Origin of the sequence: Vibrio chemaguriensis (genome assembly GCF_012275705.1) — a bacterium.
Lineage (GTDB): Bacteria > Pseudomonadota > Gammaproteobacteria > Enterobacterales > Vibrionaceae > Vibrio > Vibrio diabolicus.
This window is the reverse complement of record NZ_SHOE01000003.1, coordinates 127,163-144,964: the sequence shown is the minus strand read 5'-3', so window position 1 is coordinate 144,964 and position 17,802 is coordinate 127,163. Positions and strand designations below refer to the sequence as shown.

The 17,802-nt window shown below is 44.0% G+C and carries 13 protein-coding genes; 9 read left to right on the top strand and 4 right to left on the bottom strand.

What is annotated here, in order from left to right; genetic code table 11:
- Positions 1-95 precede the first annotated feature (95 nt).
- Positions 96-1,622, bottom strand: coding sequence for an arylsulfatase (locus tag EX191_RS04690; RefSeq protein WP_193447234.1), 1,527 nt, complete (start codon positions 1,620-1,622; stop codon positions 96-98).
- Between the two features lie 140 nt (positions 1,623-1,762).
- On the opposite strand from EX191_RS04690, the gene EX191_RS04685 reads away from it, so the two are divergent.
- Positions 1,763-2,620, top strand: a complete 858-nt coding sequence (locus tag EX191_RS04685) for a LysR family transcriptional regulator (protein WP_005396661.1) — start codon at positions 1,763-1,765, stop codon at positions 2,618-2,620.
- A 123-nt stretch (positions 2,621-2,743) separates the two neighbouring features.
- Here the strand turns inward: EX191_RS04685 and EX191_RS04680 are convergent, their stop codons facing one another.
- Positions 2,744-4,291 (bottom strand): arylsulfatase, encoded by a 1,548-nt coding sequence (locus EX191_RS04680; protein ID WP_046875994.1) that lies wholly within the window; start codon positions 4,289-4,291, stop codon positions 2,744-2,746.
- Positions 4,292-4,621: 330 nt separating this feature from the next.
- Between EX191_RS04680 and EX191_RS04675 the strand changes: the two genes are divergently transcribed.
- From EX191_RS04675 to EX191_RS04665, 3 genes are all read left to right on the top strand, one after another.
- Positions 4,622-4,993 carry a winged helix-turn-helix domain-containing protein gene (locus EX191_RS04675; protein WP_227483998.1) on the top strand — a complete coding sequence of 124 codons (372 nt, stop codon included), beginning with the start codon at positions 4,622-4,624 and terminating at the stop codon, positions 4,991-4,993.
- A gap of 89 nt (positions 4,994-5,082) precedes the next feature.
- The gene (locus EX191_RS04670; protein WP_193447233.1) at positions 5,083-7,437 is read left to right on the top strand and encodes a fatty acid cis/trans isomerase; all 2,355 of its coding nucleotides are present in this window, start codon (positions 5,083-5,085) and stop codon (positions 7,435-7,437) included.
- An 18-nt stretch (positions 7,438-7,455) separates the two neighbouring features.
- A complete protein-coding gene (locus tag EX191_RS04665) occupies positions 7,456-7,647 on the top strand; it encodes a hypothetical protein (RefSeq protein ID WP_005376565.1) in 192 nt (63 codons plus the stop codon).
- A gap of 49 nt (positions 7,648-7,696) precedes the next feature.
- Here EX191_RS04665 and torS read toward each other — a convergent pair whose 3' ends face one another.
- Positions 7,697-10,660 carry a TMAO reductase system sensor histidine kinase/response regulator TorS gene (gene torS, locus EX191_RS04660; protein WP_193447232.1) on the bottom strand — a complete coding sequence of 988 codons (2,964 nt, stop codon included), beginning with the start codon at positions 10,658-10,660 and terminating at the stop codon, positions 7,697-7,699.
- A gap of 43 nt (positions 10,661-10,703) precedes the next feature.
- Here torS and torT point away from each other — a divergent pair, with 43 nt between their 5' ends.
- Positions 10,704-11,753 carry a TMAO reductase system periplasmic protein TorT gene (gene torT / locus EX191_RS04655; RefSeq protein WP_080936816.1) on the top strand — a complete coding sequence of 350 codons (1,050 nt, stop codon included), beginning with the start codon at positions 10,704-10,706 and terminating at the stop codon, positions 11,751-11,753.
- Between the two features lie 64 nt (positions 11,754-11,817).
- Positions 11,818-12,273 (top strand): methylglyoxal synthase, encoded by a 456-nt coding sequence (locus EX191_RS04650; protein WP_005376571.1) that lies wholly within the window; start codon positions 11,818-11,820, stop codon positions 12,271-12,273.
- A gap of 77 nt (positions 12,274-12,350) precedes the next feature.
- Here EX191_RS04650 and helD read toward each other — a convergent pair whose 3' ends face one another.
- Entirely contained in the window at positions 12,351-14,420 is a 2,070-nt protein-coding gene (gene helD, locus EX191_RS04645; RefSeq protein WP_005396667.1) for a DNA helicase IV, read from the bottom strand.
- 323 nt (positions 14,421-14,743) lie between these two features.
- Between helD and yccS the strand changes: the two genes are divergently transcribed.
- The 3 genes from yccS to EX191_RS04630 all read left to right on the top strand — a co-directional run bounded on the left by yccS (position 14,744) and on the right by EX191_RS04630 (position 17,695).
- Positions 14,744-16,897, top strand: coding sequence for a YccS family putative transporter (gene yccS, locus EX191_RS04640; protein ID WP_193447231.1), 2,154 nt, complete (start codon positions 14,744-14,746; stop codon positions 16,895-16,897).
- Positions 16,898-17,081: 184 nt separating this feature from the next.
- Positions 17,082-17,312, top strand: a complete 231-nt coding sequence (locus tag EX191_RS04635; RefSeq protein ID WP_041853076.1) for a hypothetical protein — start codon at positions 17,082-17,084, stop codon at positions 17,310-17,312.
- 80 nt (positions 17,313-17,392) lie between these two features.
- Entirely contained in the window at positions 17,393-17,695 is a 303-nt protein-coding gene (locus EX191_RS04630) for a hypothetical protein (RefSeq protein ID WP_193447230.1), read from the top strand.
- The last annotated feature ends 107 nt before the right edge of the window (positions 17,696-17,802 follow it).

The window sequence follows — 17,802 nt, the reverse complement described above, 5'->3', positions numbered from 1 at the left end:
TATTTAATATACCCAAATAACCTCGTAATCACATTTCAGCAAGAATTAAAGCTATTTGGGTATATAGCGCTCCGAAAAGCGCTATATAATATTAATTACTTAGAAGACTTAGGTACGAACGAACCTGCTTCCATACGAGGTGGGAACTCTTTAAACGTACCCATTACCTCTTTCACTTTCTCTACCGCTGGCATCATTAGGAATGAACGCTCGTACATCCAACGAGAGTAACCCATACCTTGGTCACCACGTTCGAATGGGTCGATGCTCAAGTCGAAGATCAATGGAACACGAAGTTTAGTGAAAGGCTTACGCCATACATCCATGCCCGTTTCATTCTCTTGAATCATAAAGTGGAACTTGTACTTTCCTTGACGTAATGCCACAAGATCGCCGTCATCGCTCCAGTAAACGAATTCGTTACGAGCAGATTTGTCTGATTTACCCGTTAGATATGGCAGTTGGTTGTAACCATCTAGGTGAACTTTGTAGTCCATATCACCAACTTTCTTACCTTTTAGTAATTCATCTTTAACTTTGGTGTCACCCGCTGCAGCAACCAATGTCGGGAAGAAATCCTCTAATGACATCATGCCGTTGAACGTTTTACCTGCCTCAATTTTTCCAGGCCATTTAATCAACATTGGCACACGGAAGCTCCCTTCCCAACCAGTGTTTTTCTCTGATCGGAACGGTGTCATCCCTGCATCCGGCCACAAATCAACCATAGGACCGTTGTCAGTGGTGTAAACAATGATTGTATTGTCATCCACACCCAACTCTTTGATCTTGTTAAGTAGCTGACCGATTTGATCATCGTGCTGCTTAACACCATCCGCGTAGAAACCAGCACCTGTTTTACCTTGGTATTCTTCAGGAACATGCGTGAAGTTGTGCATGCGAGTGGTGTTAAACCAAGTAAAGAACGGCTTATCCGCTTTTACTTGTTTTTCTATGAAGGTTTCCGCAGCATCAAGGAATTCACCGTCAACATTTTCCATACGCTTACGCGTAAGTGGACCGGTATCTTCAATTTTGCCGTCAGCGTAAGAGTGGATTACGCCACGAGGGCCAAATTTCTTCTTGAACTCTGGATCTTTAGGATAATCCACGTTCTCTGGCTCTTCTTCCGCGTTCAAGTGATATAGGTTGCCGAAAAACTCATCAAAACCGTGGTTAGTAGGAAGGTGTTCGTCTCGGTCACCTAAATGGTTCTTACCAAATTGTCCGGTTGCGTAACCCATTTGCTTGAGCACGGTTGCAATCGTTGGATCTTTTTCCGAGATACCTTGCGGAGCGCCTGGTAAGCCCACTTTTGATAGACCAGTACGTTTTGGCATTTGACCAGTAATGAATGCAGAACGGCCTGCTGTCGAACTTTGCTGTGCATAGAAGTTAGTGAACTTCGCACCTTCTTTAGCAATGCTATCGATGTTCGGCGTGTTGTACGCCATCATGCCTTGGTTGTAGGTACTAAGGTTCCAGTAACCAACATCATCACCAAAGATGACAAGAATGTTGGGTTTGTCCGCTGCGTGTGCAACTGCAGATGCAGCGCCTAATGCTAACGTACATGCGTTAAGTACGAGTTTTTTACTGCTCGTTTTGGTCGCATTTTTCATATTATCTCCAAGAGTTCGCTAGTGCGTAAAAATGGTATTCGCTTTTCAATACCATTGTTGATATAAGATAAAGCACTAATTTCAGGCGATAAATGCAGTCAGAATTAGTTAACCTATAAATTAAATTTATGAGTGACGTTATGGACTTGAATTTGATCCAAACTTTTCTTGTTGTCGCGGAGTTCCAATCTTATACAAAAGCCGCGGAACAATTGGGGCTTACGCAACCTGCTGTGAGCGCTGCAATAAAGCGTTTAGAACAAGTGGTCGATAAGCAATTATTTGTCAAAAAAGGGCGAGGTATCGCACTAACATCCACCGCCTATCAACTGCTACCGCAATTCCAGCAAGCGGTTAATATCATTGACAATGCGATATCCGATAAGAATCATTTTGAAGTGTGTTGTTCCGAAATTTTATTGCACATTATGGACCCGATAAAGAACACTATTTTTTATGAATCACCACCCGAAAAGTTCTTATTATTTGAGCTTCTAAGACAACAAAAAGTCGATCTTGTCATTGATACTGTTATCACAAAAGATGCGGCGTTTATTATTGAAGATGCCTACGAAGAAGAGGCGGTGATTATCTGTCGTGAGAATCATCCCCGCGTGCAAGGCTCGCTCTCAAAAGAGCAGTTTTATGAGGAAACTCACTGTTTGTTTTCAGGGAAATGGAACAACATGAGCGGTTTTGAACAGCTATCCCAAGAAACTATTCAAGAGAGAAAAGTCGATTTGATCACATCTTCGCTTGCTGGTATGGCGTTGTACGTCGCGCAACGCGATTGTTTAGGCTTAGTGTCTCAATCTTTTGCAAACAAATGGAGTAAAGCCCTTAAGCTTCAAGTTCTGCAATGCCCTATTTCTATATGCGCTATCCCTTACAAGTTTGTTTACCATAAGCGAGAGATGAACAACCCTGCTCATATTGCGCTACGTGAAAAAATTAAAGCGAACTTAACGGCAGCCCACTACGAGCCAGTTTCCTTGTAGGCCTTGTTGATTCGCATTTTCTTTGCCATTCGTTGCTCTGAAAGCTTTTATTAGACGGAAAAAAGAGGCTCATATGAGCCTCTTTTCTATATGGTTGCATCGTATTGCTTACGTAGCACTAGCCTACTTATTTGGGTTCTCTTTTAATTTCTCCATCACCTGATCGAGCGAGAAGCTTGCTGCTTTTTGCCTTGGTGGGAACTCTTTAAACGTTTCGAGGAATCTGCCTACGTAAGCTTGGGCAGGAACCAGCATGTAAGCACGGTCTAGCATCCAATCATAGTAGGTGTTGGAAGTGATATCAGCCACTTCGTAAGGGTCCATACGTAAGTTGAAGATCTTAGGAACACGAAGTGTGGTGAATGGTTCCGCCCAAATGCGCAGCGTACCTTTTGCTCGTTGCTCCATGAAAACCAGTTTCCACTTGTTATAACGAAGTGCAGTTAAGTCTCCATCATCCGAGAAGTAAAAAATCTCTTCACGCGGTGCTTTCTCTTCTTTGCCAGTTAAATATGGCAGGAAGTTGTAACCATCGAGATGCACTTTGAATTTCTTACCATTCGCACTATAGCCTTTGAGTAATTTCTCTTTGATACTGTCATCACCCGCGGCAGCAACGAAAGTTGGCATCCAGTCCATATGGTGCATGATATCATTCGAGACAGAGCCGGCTTTAATTTTACCCGGCCAACGTACCATCGCAGGGACTCGATATGCACCTTCCCAGTTGGTGTTTTTCTCTCCACGGAATGGCGTTGTACCTGCATCTGGCCATGAGTTCATGTGTGGACCATTATCGGTTGAATAAAAGACTATCGTGTTGTCTTTTATGCCCAAATCGTCCACTTTTTTCAGTAGTTGGCCGACATGATTATCATGCTCAACCATGCCATCAGCATACTCACTGATGCCTGTTTTTCCCGAATTTTCTTCTTTCACGTGGGTGCGGAAATGCATACGCGTTGCGTTCCACCAGACGAAGAAAGGTTTTTCAGCTTTGACGGCACGATCCATAAAATCGAGTGCCGCATCCAACGTCTCTTCATCCACGGTTTCCATACGCTTGCGAGTCAGAGGCCCGGTGTCCTCGATTTTGCCGTCAGCGTATGAGCGAATAACGCCTCGTGGACCAAATTTTTTACGAAATTCTGGATCTTTAGGGTAATCGACGTTTTCTGGTTCTTCCTCGGCGTTCAAGTGATAAAGGTTGCCAAAAAATTCATCGAAGCCGTGGTTAGTAGGCAGGTGCTCGTCTTTGTCGCCTAAATGATTTTTACCAAATTGACCCGTCATATAGCCCATCGGCTTCAACATTTCGGCAATGGTGGCATCTTCTTCCTTCAAGCCAAGATCTGCGCCAGGAAGCCCTACTTTACTTAAACCCGTTCTCAGGACGGTCTGGCCGGTGATAAAAGTAGAACGGCCCGCAGTACAAGATTGTTCACCGTAATAATCCGTGAACATCATGCCCTCTTTCGCAATGCTGTCTATGTTTGGTGTTTTGTATCCCATCAAGCCAAAGGTGTAAGCACTGAGATTGGACTGGCCAATATCATCACCCCAAATGACGAGAATGTTAGGTTTTTCTGCCGCGATACTGCTACTTGTCGCGCCAATTAAGGCGGCGGCAAGAATCGCTAATCGACGTTTTACGCCATATTTCGCTGTCATATAAACCTCTGTGTGTATTAGAAAAGAGCTTCCTGCAACAGAATGTATAGTCTAGAAATAGTGGATAAGCGAATCTTAGAAATAAGAACTTTAGAGACATTAACAGCTGCTCTAGTCCCCAAAATAGCTGATTATTTACTTTAGAAATTGTGGTAGTACTTATTGATTTGGCGATTTAAATTGGTACTCGTTCCCTCGTAGAGTTATTTCTTCCATATCAGAATTTTGATATGACTCCGACATATTGCATTACAAATAAAATACAGCATTGATTTCACGCCAACATTAATGATAATAATTTTTACTATCATTAATAATTAAGATGCCAATATGTTTGAGTCTACCCTTTCGTCTGCACCTAAGACGGCAGCTTCCGATAACGGTCTCAATAATGAATATGAGCTCGTACTGGATAAGCACAGCCATACTGTGATGATAAATCGTCCGCCAGACAAAAAGTTAGTTCAGCTTACAAGCGTTCAATTCGAGCTGCTCCGTACTCTGACTCATTATCAAGATCAAGTGCTTAGCAAACCTTTCCTTTATGAAACGGTACTGAAGCGCACGTTCTCAGAGCATGACCGCGCACTCGATATGCACATTAGTAGAATAAGAAAACGACTGGTTAGCGAAGGGATTAACGCGGATCGAATTCAGACCGTTCATCGACAAGGTTATGTATTTAAGCATGCGAAAAAGTAAAGAAATCGCGGCGAACTGCTCCAACTTTTGGTAATTGACCGCTTATTTTGCTTTAATTAATGCAAATTCTAATCACGTAAAATAACTCAATGAATTTGCGCTTAATTTTTATACTTTGCATTGCTACATTGTTTGCTGGCTGTGCAACCTATGCGGGCCTTAACTATGACCAACTGTTTGGTCCACAGCTCGTTCGTGAACGTACGGCGGACGTAGCTACACCTCAAGCAAACTTTTTCCAAAGCGAAGTCAAACCCATTATGGATAACCGCTGTGTCGTCTGTCATGCTTGCTACGATGCACCATGTCAGCTTAAGCTTTCTTCCGTTGAGGGTATTGACCGTGGCGCGAGCAAAGCACTGGTATATGAAGGAACAAGACTTACTGCCGCCGCGCCAACACGCTTATTCGAAGATGCAGAAACAACCCAAGAGTGGCGTGATGCGGGTTTTCATCCGGTACTTAACGAACGTGATCAGAGCATGGCGGCCAACATTGATGCAGGCCTCATTGCACGTTTGCTACAACAAAAAGAACGCCACCCGCTGCCTGATCAAGTCCAGTTAGAAGGTTTTGATTTTTCGATAGACCGAGAACAAACCTGTCCAACAATTGAAGAGTACGAACAATACGAAATAGATAACCCAACTTGGGGAATGCCTTTTGGTATGCCAAACCTATCAAACAGTGAATACCACACACTGATGACTTGGCTGGAAAACGGCGCGATAATGAACGTTCACCAACCAATTAGTGAACAAGAGCAAGCTCAAATCGACAAGTATGAAACTTTGCTCAATCGCGCTGATCTAAAAAATCAACTGATGGCTCGCTACATTTACGAGCATTTGTTTTTGTCTCACCTCTACTTTTCAGAGCTCACTGAAGATCCTCGATTCTTTACATTAGTTCGTTCTTCTACTCCACCGGGGCAACCAGTAAAACGTATTTCAACACGTCGCCCGTACGATGATCCCGGGGTTGAGCGCGTGTTTTATCGAATTATTCCAGAACAAGGGACGATTGTAGATAAAACACACATGCCGTTCGCGTTAAACAAGCAACGTATTGAAAACTGGAACACATGGTTTATCGATGCTGATTACACAGTTAATCAACTACCGAGTTATGAACCTGAAGTTGCTGCAAACCCGATGACATCATTTATCGATCTTCCGGTTAAATCACGCTTCAAGTTTATGTTGGACAATGCGCAAAACACGATCATGGCTTACATTAAAGGGCCTGTTTGTCGTGGCCAACTTGCACTGAATGTTATCAATGATCGCTTTTGGATATTCTTTCTAGATCCAGATAAAGCAGATATCCCTGAAGTAAATGAGTTTTACCGCTCTCAGGCTGATAACCTAAGACTGCCAGCAGAGCAGGAAAGCAACACGCTACCTGTTACCAACTGGGTTAAATACGCGCGTCAGCAAGCTCGCTACCTAGAAGCCAAGTCTGAATTTACCAATAACTGGTTTAAGGAAGGCGAAAACCTATCCACCGACGTAATTTGGGACGGTAATGGCACCAACCACAATGCGGCATTAACGATTTTCCGCCACTTTGACAGCGCATCTGTCGTACAAGGGTTAGTTGGCGAGCAGCCGAAAACGGTATGGATTCTTGACTACGCGTTGCTAGAACGCATCCACTATTTGCTCGTTGCTGGGTTTGATGTGTACGGCAACTTCGGCCACCAACTCATGACACGAATGTTCATGGACTTCTTGCGTCTGGAAGGCGAAAGTAATTTTATATCTTTGCTGCCAACCGACATGCGTCATGAACTGCAATCAAGCTGGTATAAAGATCAAAGTCCACAGTTAAGTGACTTTTTACAACGCAACGTGAAGCCATTTAACCAACCAACCAGCGTCGAGTACAAAACTGACGATCCAAAAACAGAGTTAGTCGAGTTGCTTAGAGAACGAGTCTCAGATGTTCTTCTTCCGCGCTACGAGATTAAAGATACTGAGCTTTCTGCTCAAAGTGAAAAACAGCTCCAACGTATTGGCCAAGTTCGTGGAGAAGGCCTGAAAACCGTTCCGCAAATCACCATGCTTATGGTGAGAAGCCAGTCTGGAAAAGATGAGTTATTCACCCTACTTCACAATAATGCACACACGAATATTTCTAGCTTGTTTGATGAAGAAAGCAACCGCGACTTTGCTAACGATGATATGACCATCGTACGTGGCGTTGTGGGAAGCTACCCAGCGGCATTTTTCTCGATCAACGAAAATCAAGTAAAAGAATTTGTCGATCAATTTAGTGCCATCCAAAATGAATCCGATTACGTTAAGTTGTTGGATAATTTTGCGATTCGCAGAAGCTCAGAAAAATTCTGGCCGTTTAGCGATCGTCTGCACAATTGGTACCGTACAAAACAACCGATCGAATTTGGATTACTTGACTATAATCGTTTTGAGAATCGATGATGATTTAAGGGGGTTCTCATGGGTATCCGAGATAACATTGCCGCTCTTGAACAACAGATTTACGTTGCTTGTTCTGAGGGAGACTACGAAACGGTCAACATGCTTGAGCATCAACTCGAATACTTGCGTGGCAAAGTGGAGCATCCTTTTGATGACGACCCTTATGCCCTAGACACTCGATTCGAGTGGGAAGATGACATGACCGAATAGAAAAAACCTCCGGCTTGCCGGAGGTTTTTGTTTTTGGGATGCAATTGATTTACTTCGCCATCAACTCATCAAGAGCTTGAATTGATTCAGACACTTGAGACGCCAATTGATCTTTACTCGCCATGTAGGTATCTAAAGGTTGAGGCGCAGCTTCAATTTCTTGGCATGAGTTCATTAATGCCGTAAGCCCTAAACTCCCTGCGCTGCCTTTTAGTTTGTGAGCAAGGTTCTTCACTTCTTTACTGTCATTACCACCAGCAGACGCTTGCAGCTTACTTAGTACATCGGCACTGGTCGTTCTAAACAGATTAATGATGTGCAACATCTTCTCTCTGCCCAAGATTTTCATATCGGACTCAATCACGCTCGGGTTAATGATGACCACATCTGATTCCTCTGTTTTAGGGACTTGAACAACCTTTGATTGTATCGCTTGTTCTTGAGACGAAGTTTGATCAAACGAGGTACAGTCGGCATTTTGTGGCAACAACAGCGGTTTTCCATCCAGCACGTCCTGAATCAATGCCGCTAGAGCTTCTTTTGCCAATGGTTTAGGTAAATACCCGTCAAAACCTGCAGCTAAATAGCGCTCAACTTCTTCGGCAAAAACGTGCGCAGACACTGCGATCATAGGCGTAGCAGCAAGGGCTTTATTGGCTGGTTTGTTACATTCAATTTGTTTTAAACGTTGGATTAACTCGGTTCCATCACAGTCTGGCAAGTTGATGTCGACTAAAGCGATATCAAAATCCTGCGTGCTGATCAGTTGCTCTGCCTGTGAGCCGTTTTCTGCCATCACGACCTGGTGGCCCATGCTTTCTAAAAAGCCTTCCGCAACCACTCGGTTTACTTCATTGTCTTCTACCAACAAGACTTTCGCTTTCACTTTGCAGCGCGCGGTTGCCACTGCACCGGTTTCAACAGGCTCACTTTCCTCTAATGGAATGGAGAACCAGAATCGACTGCCATGTCCTTCTTCAGAATCGACTTCTAAAATACCGCCCATCGCTTCAATGATTCGTTTACTGATGGCAAGGCCAAGCCCCGTTCCTCCAGTTTGACTCATCCCACCTTCGGCTTGCGTGAAGGCATCAAACAACGTTCTCTGATCTTTTTTGGCAATACCTATCCCGGTATCTGATACTTCGAATAGGACTTGCGACTCATCCTCTGGGTTGAGGCTAACATAGATATCAATTTCACCTTCGTCAGTAAATTTAATCGCGTTTCCGACGAGGTTGTTCAGCACCTGACTGATTCTGGTGACATCCCCTTTCCAATAGCGACTTACATCACTTTCGATATGATAGGAAAACAACAGCCTCTTCTCTTGAGCTCGACTGTTCATCAACTGGAAAGTGTCTTCAACCATTTGGTGTAAATCGAAGCCCATGTGGCGAATCTCTAAATGCCCAGCTTCAATCTTGGAGTAGTCCAGCACATCATTCAGAATCGCGAGCAACGTTTTACCACTGCGGTTGATGATTTCCGCATAACGCTTTTGAATAGGATTGAGGCCGGAGTCAATCAACAGACGTGCCGTTCCGAGCACCCCATTCATCGGCGTTCTGATCTCATGGCTCATGGTCGCCAAGAATGCTGATTTAGCTCGACTCGCTTGCTCTGCTTGCTTACGAGCTTTCGCGTGATTCAAAACCTCTTCATTCAAACGGCGGTTCGCTTGTTTTAACTGCGAAGTGCGTTGCTCAACGAGCTCTTCCAAATGCTCTTTGTGCTCTTCGAGCTCTCGCTTGGCTTGAGCTTCTCCCTCTGCGACCACTTTTAGCGCTTGCGCTGTATTTCGAGCCGTGATGATAGCTTGCCCCATATGCGCTAGCTCATCTTTGCCTTTTACCTCCAGCTCGACGGCTAAGTTACCCTGCGCCACAGAAAGCAACGCAGCAGAGTACTCTGCCAATCGCTTAACCACAGAAAGGTATACAACACGCCATAAAATCAGCACCAACACAATCAAACCAACAATTGAAATCACCGTTAGAGACCACTGAGCGAATTTCAGCGTGCTCGTCAATTCATCCACAGCGACGGTTGTCGTTTTGTTTGAATCATCAACCAATTTGTTTACGGTACCATTCAGCTCCGAAAACAATTCCAGTGTCTTTTGCATCAGTTGTTGAGATTGTTCGTTATTCTCATACTGCTGCATCAAAATAGTGAACACGACCTGACGCTTACCGAGCTCTGTTAGTAGTTGGCTCATTTGTTTAGAGCGAGTGGGATCTTCCACGGCAAGCACACGGCGCTTCATGATTTTGAGATTACTTTCAAAATCACTTTGCACCTGCTGGATGCGCTCAATATTGGTTAATGTGCGAGCTTCTTCAATTTGATTCAGCATTTTAAAAGCCAATAAGTGCAGCTCATGCAATCGCTCTGTCAGATCTAGATCCACTTCCACCAGCGCATCTAGTGCCTGATAAACTTGCGATTTTTTATTCGATTCTAATAAGTCATAGATATGTGTGACGTTAGCAACGGCAATGGTGCTCGTGTTCTGAACTTGCGTCCGAGTTAGCTGTTCCAACTCTTCACTCAGTAAGCGCATCTCTTCGACACGAGTATCAATCTCTTTTGCCAGCCACAGCTTTCTTTCAACCGAAACACCAAGTTCTGCCAAGTTGTCGATAACGTTCTGGACGTTATTCTCGAGATCTTCTAGCAATTGAGAATCAAACGACTCACTCCCCAGCTCTTTGATATGAGTAAGCAATGATTCGAGCTGTTCGAAAAGCACACGCCCAGACTCTTTTCTTTCCTGCTCGTTTCTTGCGTTCGATAACAGTTGTACAGACGAAATGATGCGAGTACTCAACTCAGAGACTTGCCTCGCTTCAATCATGGCGGGAATTGCAGAATCCACGACATTTCTTTCCGTCTTGGCAACTAAAGAAAATCCAGACACACCAATAAGTGCCGATAACATAACCAGCATTGCCATCGCAATGAAAGACAACAAGAGTTTACGACCGATGCTTGCGGTTGCTAGCAACATATTTTCATGACCTTAATGTTCGTGTTCAGCGACATATTACGTTATATTTTGCAGTGTTTACTTAATCTATGCCAACGAACTTCATTTCATGGTTAAAAATCAACACGCATTTCGCACAATTTTCAAACATTCTGCAGTCACATTAGCCCTTGTCGCTTCTTTACCAGTGGTTGCAGCAGAAAAAGTATGTGCCATTTACCCTCACCTAAAGGATTCATACTGGTTATCAGTAAACTATGGAATGGTGTCCGAAGCGAAAAAAGAAGGCGTCGAGCTGAGAGTCCTTGAAGCGGGTGGCTACCCAAACAAAACGCGTCAAGAGCAACAACTCGCACTGTGCAGCCAATGGGGAGCAGATGCGATTGTCCTTGGGACAGTGGACCCACAGGCCTATGAACATTCGCTTAAGAATTGGGTCGGAAACATTCCTGTCTTTGCTACTGTGAACCAACTCGATCTGGATGAAGAGCAAAGTGAGCTGTTAAAAGGTACGGTCGGTGTTGACTGGCACTGGATGGGATACGAAGCAGGAAAATATCTGGCTGCTCGTCATCCAAAGGGATCAGGAAAAACAAACATTGCCTTACTTTTGGGGCCGCGTACTCGTGGAGGTACGAAGCCCGTGACTGCCGGATTTTATGAAGCGATCCAAGGAAGTGATATCAACATCGTTGACTCGTTTTGGGCAGACAACGACAAAGAGTTACAGCGTAACCTGGTTCAACGTGTGATTGATATGGGAAATATAGATTATATCGTTGGCAGCGCGGTTGCGATTGAAGCCGCTATCAGTGAACTGCGTAGCGCAGGCAAAGCTGAGGAGATCGGTTTGGTTTCTGTGTACTTAAGTCATGGTGTTTACCGAGGACTATTGCGTAACAAAGTGCTCTTCGCACCAACAGATAAAATGGTGCAGCAAGGCAGGCTTTCCGTCATGCAAGCAGCGCATTACTTGAGGGGTGAAGAGTATGACAAACATGCCTCACCAACGATCAAGCCACTGACTCCGAAGACACTTCATGACGATACGATCGAAGAATCGTTATCTCCGTCAGAATATAGGCCGACATTCCGTGTTAAGGCTGTTGATTGAAAGACAAAAAACGTGTTCTATTGAATAACAACAATTTTAAAATCATACAAACGGAAACATCTTGATGCAAAAAACCATTCGTACCATGCCAACCCACAAACACGTGGCTTTGGTTGCCCATGACAACTGCAAACCTGAGCTACTTCGCTGGGTAAAAGAAAACAAAGAAAAACTGCAGAGTCACTTTCTTTACGCGACAGGCACAACCGGGCACATGTTGAGCAAAGAAACTGGACTGGCGATTAAGAGCATGATCAGTGGCCCAATGGGCGGTGACCAACAACTTGGCGCGCTCATTTCAGAAGGCAAAATCGACGTTCTCGTTTTCTTCTGGGATCCGCTCAACGCCGTACCTCACGACCCAGACGTTAAAGCGCTTCTTCGTATTGCTAGCGTTTGGAATATTCCTGTGGCAACGAACCGAGCCACCGCTAAGTTCCTGTTTAACTCCCCTCTTCTTGAGCAAGAAGTGGATATTGAAGTACCGGATTACGAAGCGTATCTTGCTGAACGCATGTAAGCTTTGATGCCAACCGAATAACGTAAAGGCGATACTGAGTATCGCCTTTATTATTTCTAAAATTCAGAACTCTGCCTTCAACGCGAAGTGATGATCGGATAATCGCCATTGACGAGCTCTTGAACAAATGCGGACCCAGCGCCAGTGTGCGTAATCCAAACTTTCTCTTTCGCACGCGTAATCGCCACGTAAAACAGCCTGCGCTCTTCTGCGTGAGGGAATTTGTCTTTAGACTCGGTCAGTGCGCCATCAATGTGAATTTGCTTCTTCTTCGCAGGGAACTGCCCCTCATCCACAGAAAGGATAATGACAAAATCAGCCTCTCGCCCTTTACTCGCATGGCAAGTCATAAAACGAATATCGAGATTAGGAAAACGTCGCAACCAATCGTCATACAAATCGGGCTTGTGATAATGATTACGTCCTAACAATAAGACTGACTTGGTTTGCTTGGCTTGTTGATTCAATTGATCCAAGATTTTTTCAACTTGGTTGCTCGGTGCGGTATGCACACTCTTCTGCTTACGTTGCTTGTGGCTATTTAGTGTTTTCGGCAATTGCGATGGGTTTTGCTGCACAAAAGTGTTTGCCACATCACCAATCTGATTGTTGAAACGATAAGTCGTATCTAGATGATGAACGGTAGAGTGAGCAAAGCGGTCTTTAAACCCAGTGATAAGATCGACGTCCGCACCAGCAAACTGATAGATGGCCTGCCAGTCATCACCAACCGCAAACAACGTCGCACCCGCTTGTTTCGGTGTGGATTCGCACAGTGCTTCAATCAGTGCTAAACGGTCTGGAGAGATATCTTGGTACTCATCGACCATAATGAAGCGCCATGGGGAGACAAATTTCCCTTTATTTACATAATCTGTTGCACGACTGATCATGGTAGGGAAATCCACTTGATTGCTTTCTTTAAGCATTTTCTGCCACGCCGTAAAACATGGCCAACACAAGGCGAGTTCGCTGTTTAAACGAGTATAGTCTTGGTGATTTACCAACTTTTCTTGCACTTGCTTTTTGGTTAGCCCTACCGCAGCTAAGTGAGACAACTGAGAGTCTAGCCACGCGATCAGTTTTGGGTTTTCTGAGTGACTTCCTAACTCATCGTCCCCTTTTAAATAGGCAATCGGCCATTTGTCTAAATGTTTTTGCCAACGTTTAAAGTTAGTAGGCGTCATCCAATGCTTTTTCAGCCAATCTACACACCATGCTGTTCGCTGGTTGTCATCTAACGCCAACGGACTGATCTCAACAGGCTGTTGCTCAACTTGATTGAGTATATATAAGCCTAGTTGATGGAACGTATTCACACGCACACCGTCTGCGGCCATGCCTACTTTATCCACTAAACGCTCTTTCATTTCAGTCGCGGCATCACGACCGAAAGCCAGCATAAGCAACTCTTCTGCTTGAGCCTGGTGGCTTTGCAACAAGTATGCAACTCGAGCCGTTAAAACACTGGTTTTGCCAGAGCCTGCGCCAGCAAGGACTAAGTTGTGATCATCGTTGAGCAACACCGCATATTGCTGGGATAAGTTTAAAGGCGAAGATTCTATGCGATTAAACAGCACTTCCCAATTCGGACGTTCTTCCTCAAGCCAATCACGATTACGCTCACCAAGCGTCGCAGACGTATCAATAAGCCAAGGCTCTATTTCCGCCATGCGATTCGGCATCCGCATTTTGGCTTCTTCTAGAGTGGTTTTCATTTCGCTTAACTCTTGGTTAAGACTTTCCACCCAGGAGACCACTTGAGAGTGCGATAGATAGGCAGGAAGATGCTTAAGTTTGTAGAGCTCTTCTTCCCACTTAGGTAGATACTCAGCCAGTTTTCGGCACTGAGTATTGTGCCATTCTTGATACTGACGAACAGCTTCAAGAGCAAACTTACGGCATTGTGGCCACGGTAGCCCTTGTACTAGCCAGCTTTGTTGTTTGCCTTCGTGCTCGTGAGCAAAAAACTGCAAAGAGCTCCATAACAACCCACGCTTTACGCTAACTTTGCCATTCCAGATCGTAAAAGGAATATGTTCTTCACTGCCTATTGAGCTTAATAAAACACTGTTCTCTTTTATTTCGACGTGATGGTACTCATTTTGAATAAAAAACTGTGCTTTGCTAGTGGCAGTGAGCTGCATAAAACGTGCGCCTTTTAATTTAGAAGTTGTCGATTTATATCATTTTAAGGCGCCAAATTGTAGCAATGGCGAGCACCTAAGTAAGCATCTTCTTTTATTCTTTAATAAAATTCACATTACTGTCGATTTAGTAACCTAAAGCTCATTCTATTTGAAGCTGACTTTACAATTATAGACACATTGCATGGCTGCTTTAGTATAAGTCAATGACATCCCTGTTGATTTTATCAGCAACAACGAATTTTTCTTAAAGTAAATCATAAACGCGCTATAGTGGGTTTGGTAGTATTCCCCCGTTTTTCATCGGAAACATAAGGCGCATTGTGCAAGCAACTTCTAAATTTCGGCCCTATTGGGCAAACAAGACCATAAATTACAGCGTTCTTATCCTAATCACCTTACTGGGTGTGGTTATCCCGACTTGGTACTTCGAGCAAAACACGCTGATCACGCCGCTAATATTGGGCGTTATTGCTGCTGCTTTGGCAGAGAGTGATGATAGTTTCACAGGGCGAATCAAGGCGCTGATTCTGACCTTTCTCTGTTTTGCGCTCGCCGCTTTCTCAATTGAAATCTTGTTCGACACCCCTTGGGCATTTGCATTAGGGTTATTTATCTCAACCTTTGGTTTTATCATTCTTGGAGCGATAGGTCCTAAATACGCGAGCATTGCTTTTGGCTCTTTGCTGATCGCCATTTACACCATGCTTGGCGCACATGAGAGTACTAACATTTGGTTTCAGCCACTGCTGCTTTTAACTGGTGCGGCTTGGTATTACTTCATGTCGATGATTTGGCAGATATTTTGGCCTCTTCAGCCTGTGCAACAAAGCTTAGCCAATGTGTTCTTTCAAATGGCAAATTATCTCGATGCGAAAGCCAAGCTTTTTCACCCTGTCACCAACCTAACGCCACAGCCACTTCGAATTGAAGCCGCCAAGTGCAACGCAGCGACGGTGATGGCGCTAAACGCTTGCAAAGCCACATTACTAAATCGCTCGAAACGCGGCCACATTGATGGCCCTAGTGACCGATTCTTAAATATCTACTTCATCGCTCAAGACATCCACGAACGAGTCAGCTCTAGCCATTACCGCTATCAAGATTTAGCAACTGAATTTGAACGTTCTGATGTGCTGTTTCGTTTTAAATATCTTTTGGAATCTCAAGCCCAAGCGTGTCGCGATATTGCATTAGCGATTCAGCTAGGGAATGAATACTCACATACCGATCAGTCCATCTTGGCCTTAGCTGAAGTGCAAAATTCACTTGCTTACTTAGAAGAACAAAAGCAAGGACACTGGAAACGTCTGCTAATGCAGTTAACATATTTATTCAATAACTTAGCGACGGTAGAAAAGCAACTGAATAACATTAACAATCCAGATGTTGAGGGCCTAGAGGAAGATACGCTCGCCGATACTAACCCGCACACATTAAAAGCCATGTGGCAACGTATATCCGCGAATTTACACAAAGATTCGATGCTGTTTCGACACGCATTGCGTATGTCGATTGCCTTGACGATTGGTTATGGAATCATTCAAGTATTCAACATCGACCGAGGTTACTGGATACTCTTAACCACTCTCTTCGTGTGTCAGCCGAACTACAGCGCAACACGTCAAAAACTGACAGCGCGAGTCATAGGCACATTAGCTGGTTTGTTAATTGGCGTACCATTACTGACTTTCTTCCCTTCTCAAGAAAGCCAGTTAGTATTCATCGTTATTTCTGGCGTGATGTTTTTCGCCTTTCGGATGAACAATTACGGATACGCAACTGGTTTTATCACACTACTGGTCCTCTTCTTATTCAACCAGTTAGGTGAAGGTTATGCGGTTGTGCTTCCTCGACTGGCCGATACACTCATCGGGTGTGTGCTTGCTGTAGGAGCCGTGCTGGTTATTTTGCCAGATTGGCAATCGAGAAGGCTGCACAAAGTCATGTCGGATGCGATAGATGCTAACAAACAGTATCTCGATCAGATCATTGGTCAGTATCGAATTGGTAAAAAGGACAACTTGAGCTATCGAATTGCTCGTCGTCAGGCCCATAACAGTGATGCCTCACTTTCTTCTGCTATCAGTACAATGCTTGCGGAACCTGGTAAATATCGTGCTGCCGTTGATGAGAGCTTCCGCTTCTTAACGTTAAATCACGCAATGCTGAACTATATTTCTGCTCTTGGTGCGCACCGAACTCGCATTGAAGATGAGTCGATTCATAAACTCGTTTTAGATGCACACCGCTGTATTCATCAGCATTTAGACGTCCTCCATAAACAGCTTCACCAGCATTGCGAAGAGTGCGATTTATCTAATATTGACGACGCGGGACTTGAGCAACGCTTAAATGAGTGGCGAGATGAAGATGATAGTTCCGCTCGCATGGTATTGCAGCAACTTCACCTTATCTATCGCATGCTCCCAGAGCTACATTCACTTGCCAGTAAGTTTGCAGTGAGGGTGAACTAGTAACACACGCATATAAAAGGGAAGCGAATTGTCCCTTCCTTTTTTCTTTCTACTTTTCTATCTACCCCAAAGTGGGTAATTATGTACCTTCATAGGAAAAATCTGACGTATCACTTAACACACCTTGACAATGTTCGGACAAAAAGCAATCGATCAAATTCTAATCTATCTAGGTTGAATAAATATGTTGTATCCAAAGGACGAAGAATTTCGGGAAATGAAGGATAAACCGAATTACAACGAGGGTATTGAGATGAACGCACAACAATTTAATGAACTTAAACAAAAGCTCAGTGATTTAACGGCGAGTCAGTTGAAATCATTACAGGGTGAGATAAGCGTAAAGTTAAACAAAACGCAAAACCCAGTACTTTCTGTTGAAGAGCGAGAAATGCTTTCTAAACTGTTTGCTTAATCAAATCATTGATATAAAACACTTGAACGTTTTATAAACTCCACCTATGCTCTCATTAGCATAGTATTGGGAGTGGTGATATGTCTGTATCAGGAATTCAATCTGGGCACCAAATTGTTCAGATGTCACAGCAGATGGCTGAAAAAGCCGCGCATGGCATTAATGATAATTTAGGTAAAGTGAAAGAAGAGATCGCTTCTCACAACATCGATTTGGCTAAAGTGGCAGATGTCGCAATAACCGCTTCAACTCCTAGCCTCCCCTCTCAAAAAGTTGAATCACTCATCAACCTTACGCAAGCTGCAGGTTACAACCGAGTGGGTGCGTCCGTCATTGAGAAAAACAATGAAGTCATTGGCAGCTTACTCGATATTCACGTCTAAAACTTCTTAGTTCCGACCTGTCACTACAAATCCGTAACAAGCCCTCTTTTGCTACCTAATGTTGTGCTATTTCGATTCAATAAGTCTCGATAAAAATCAATAACTCC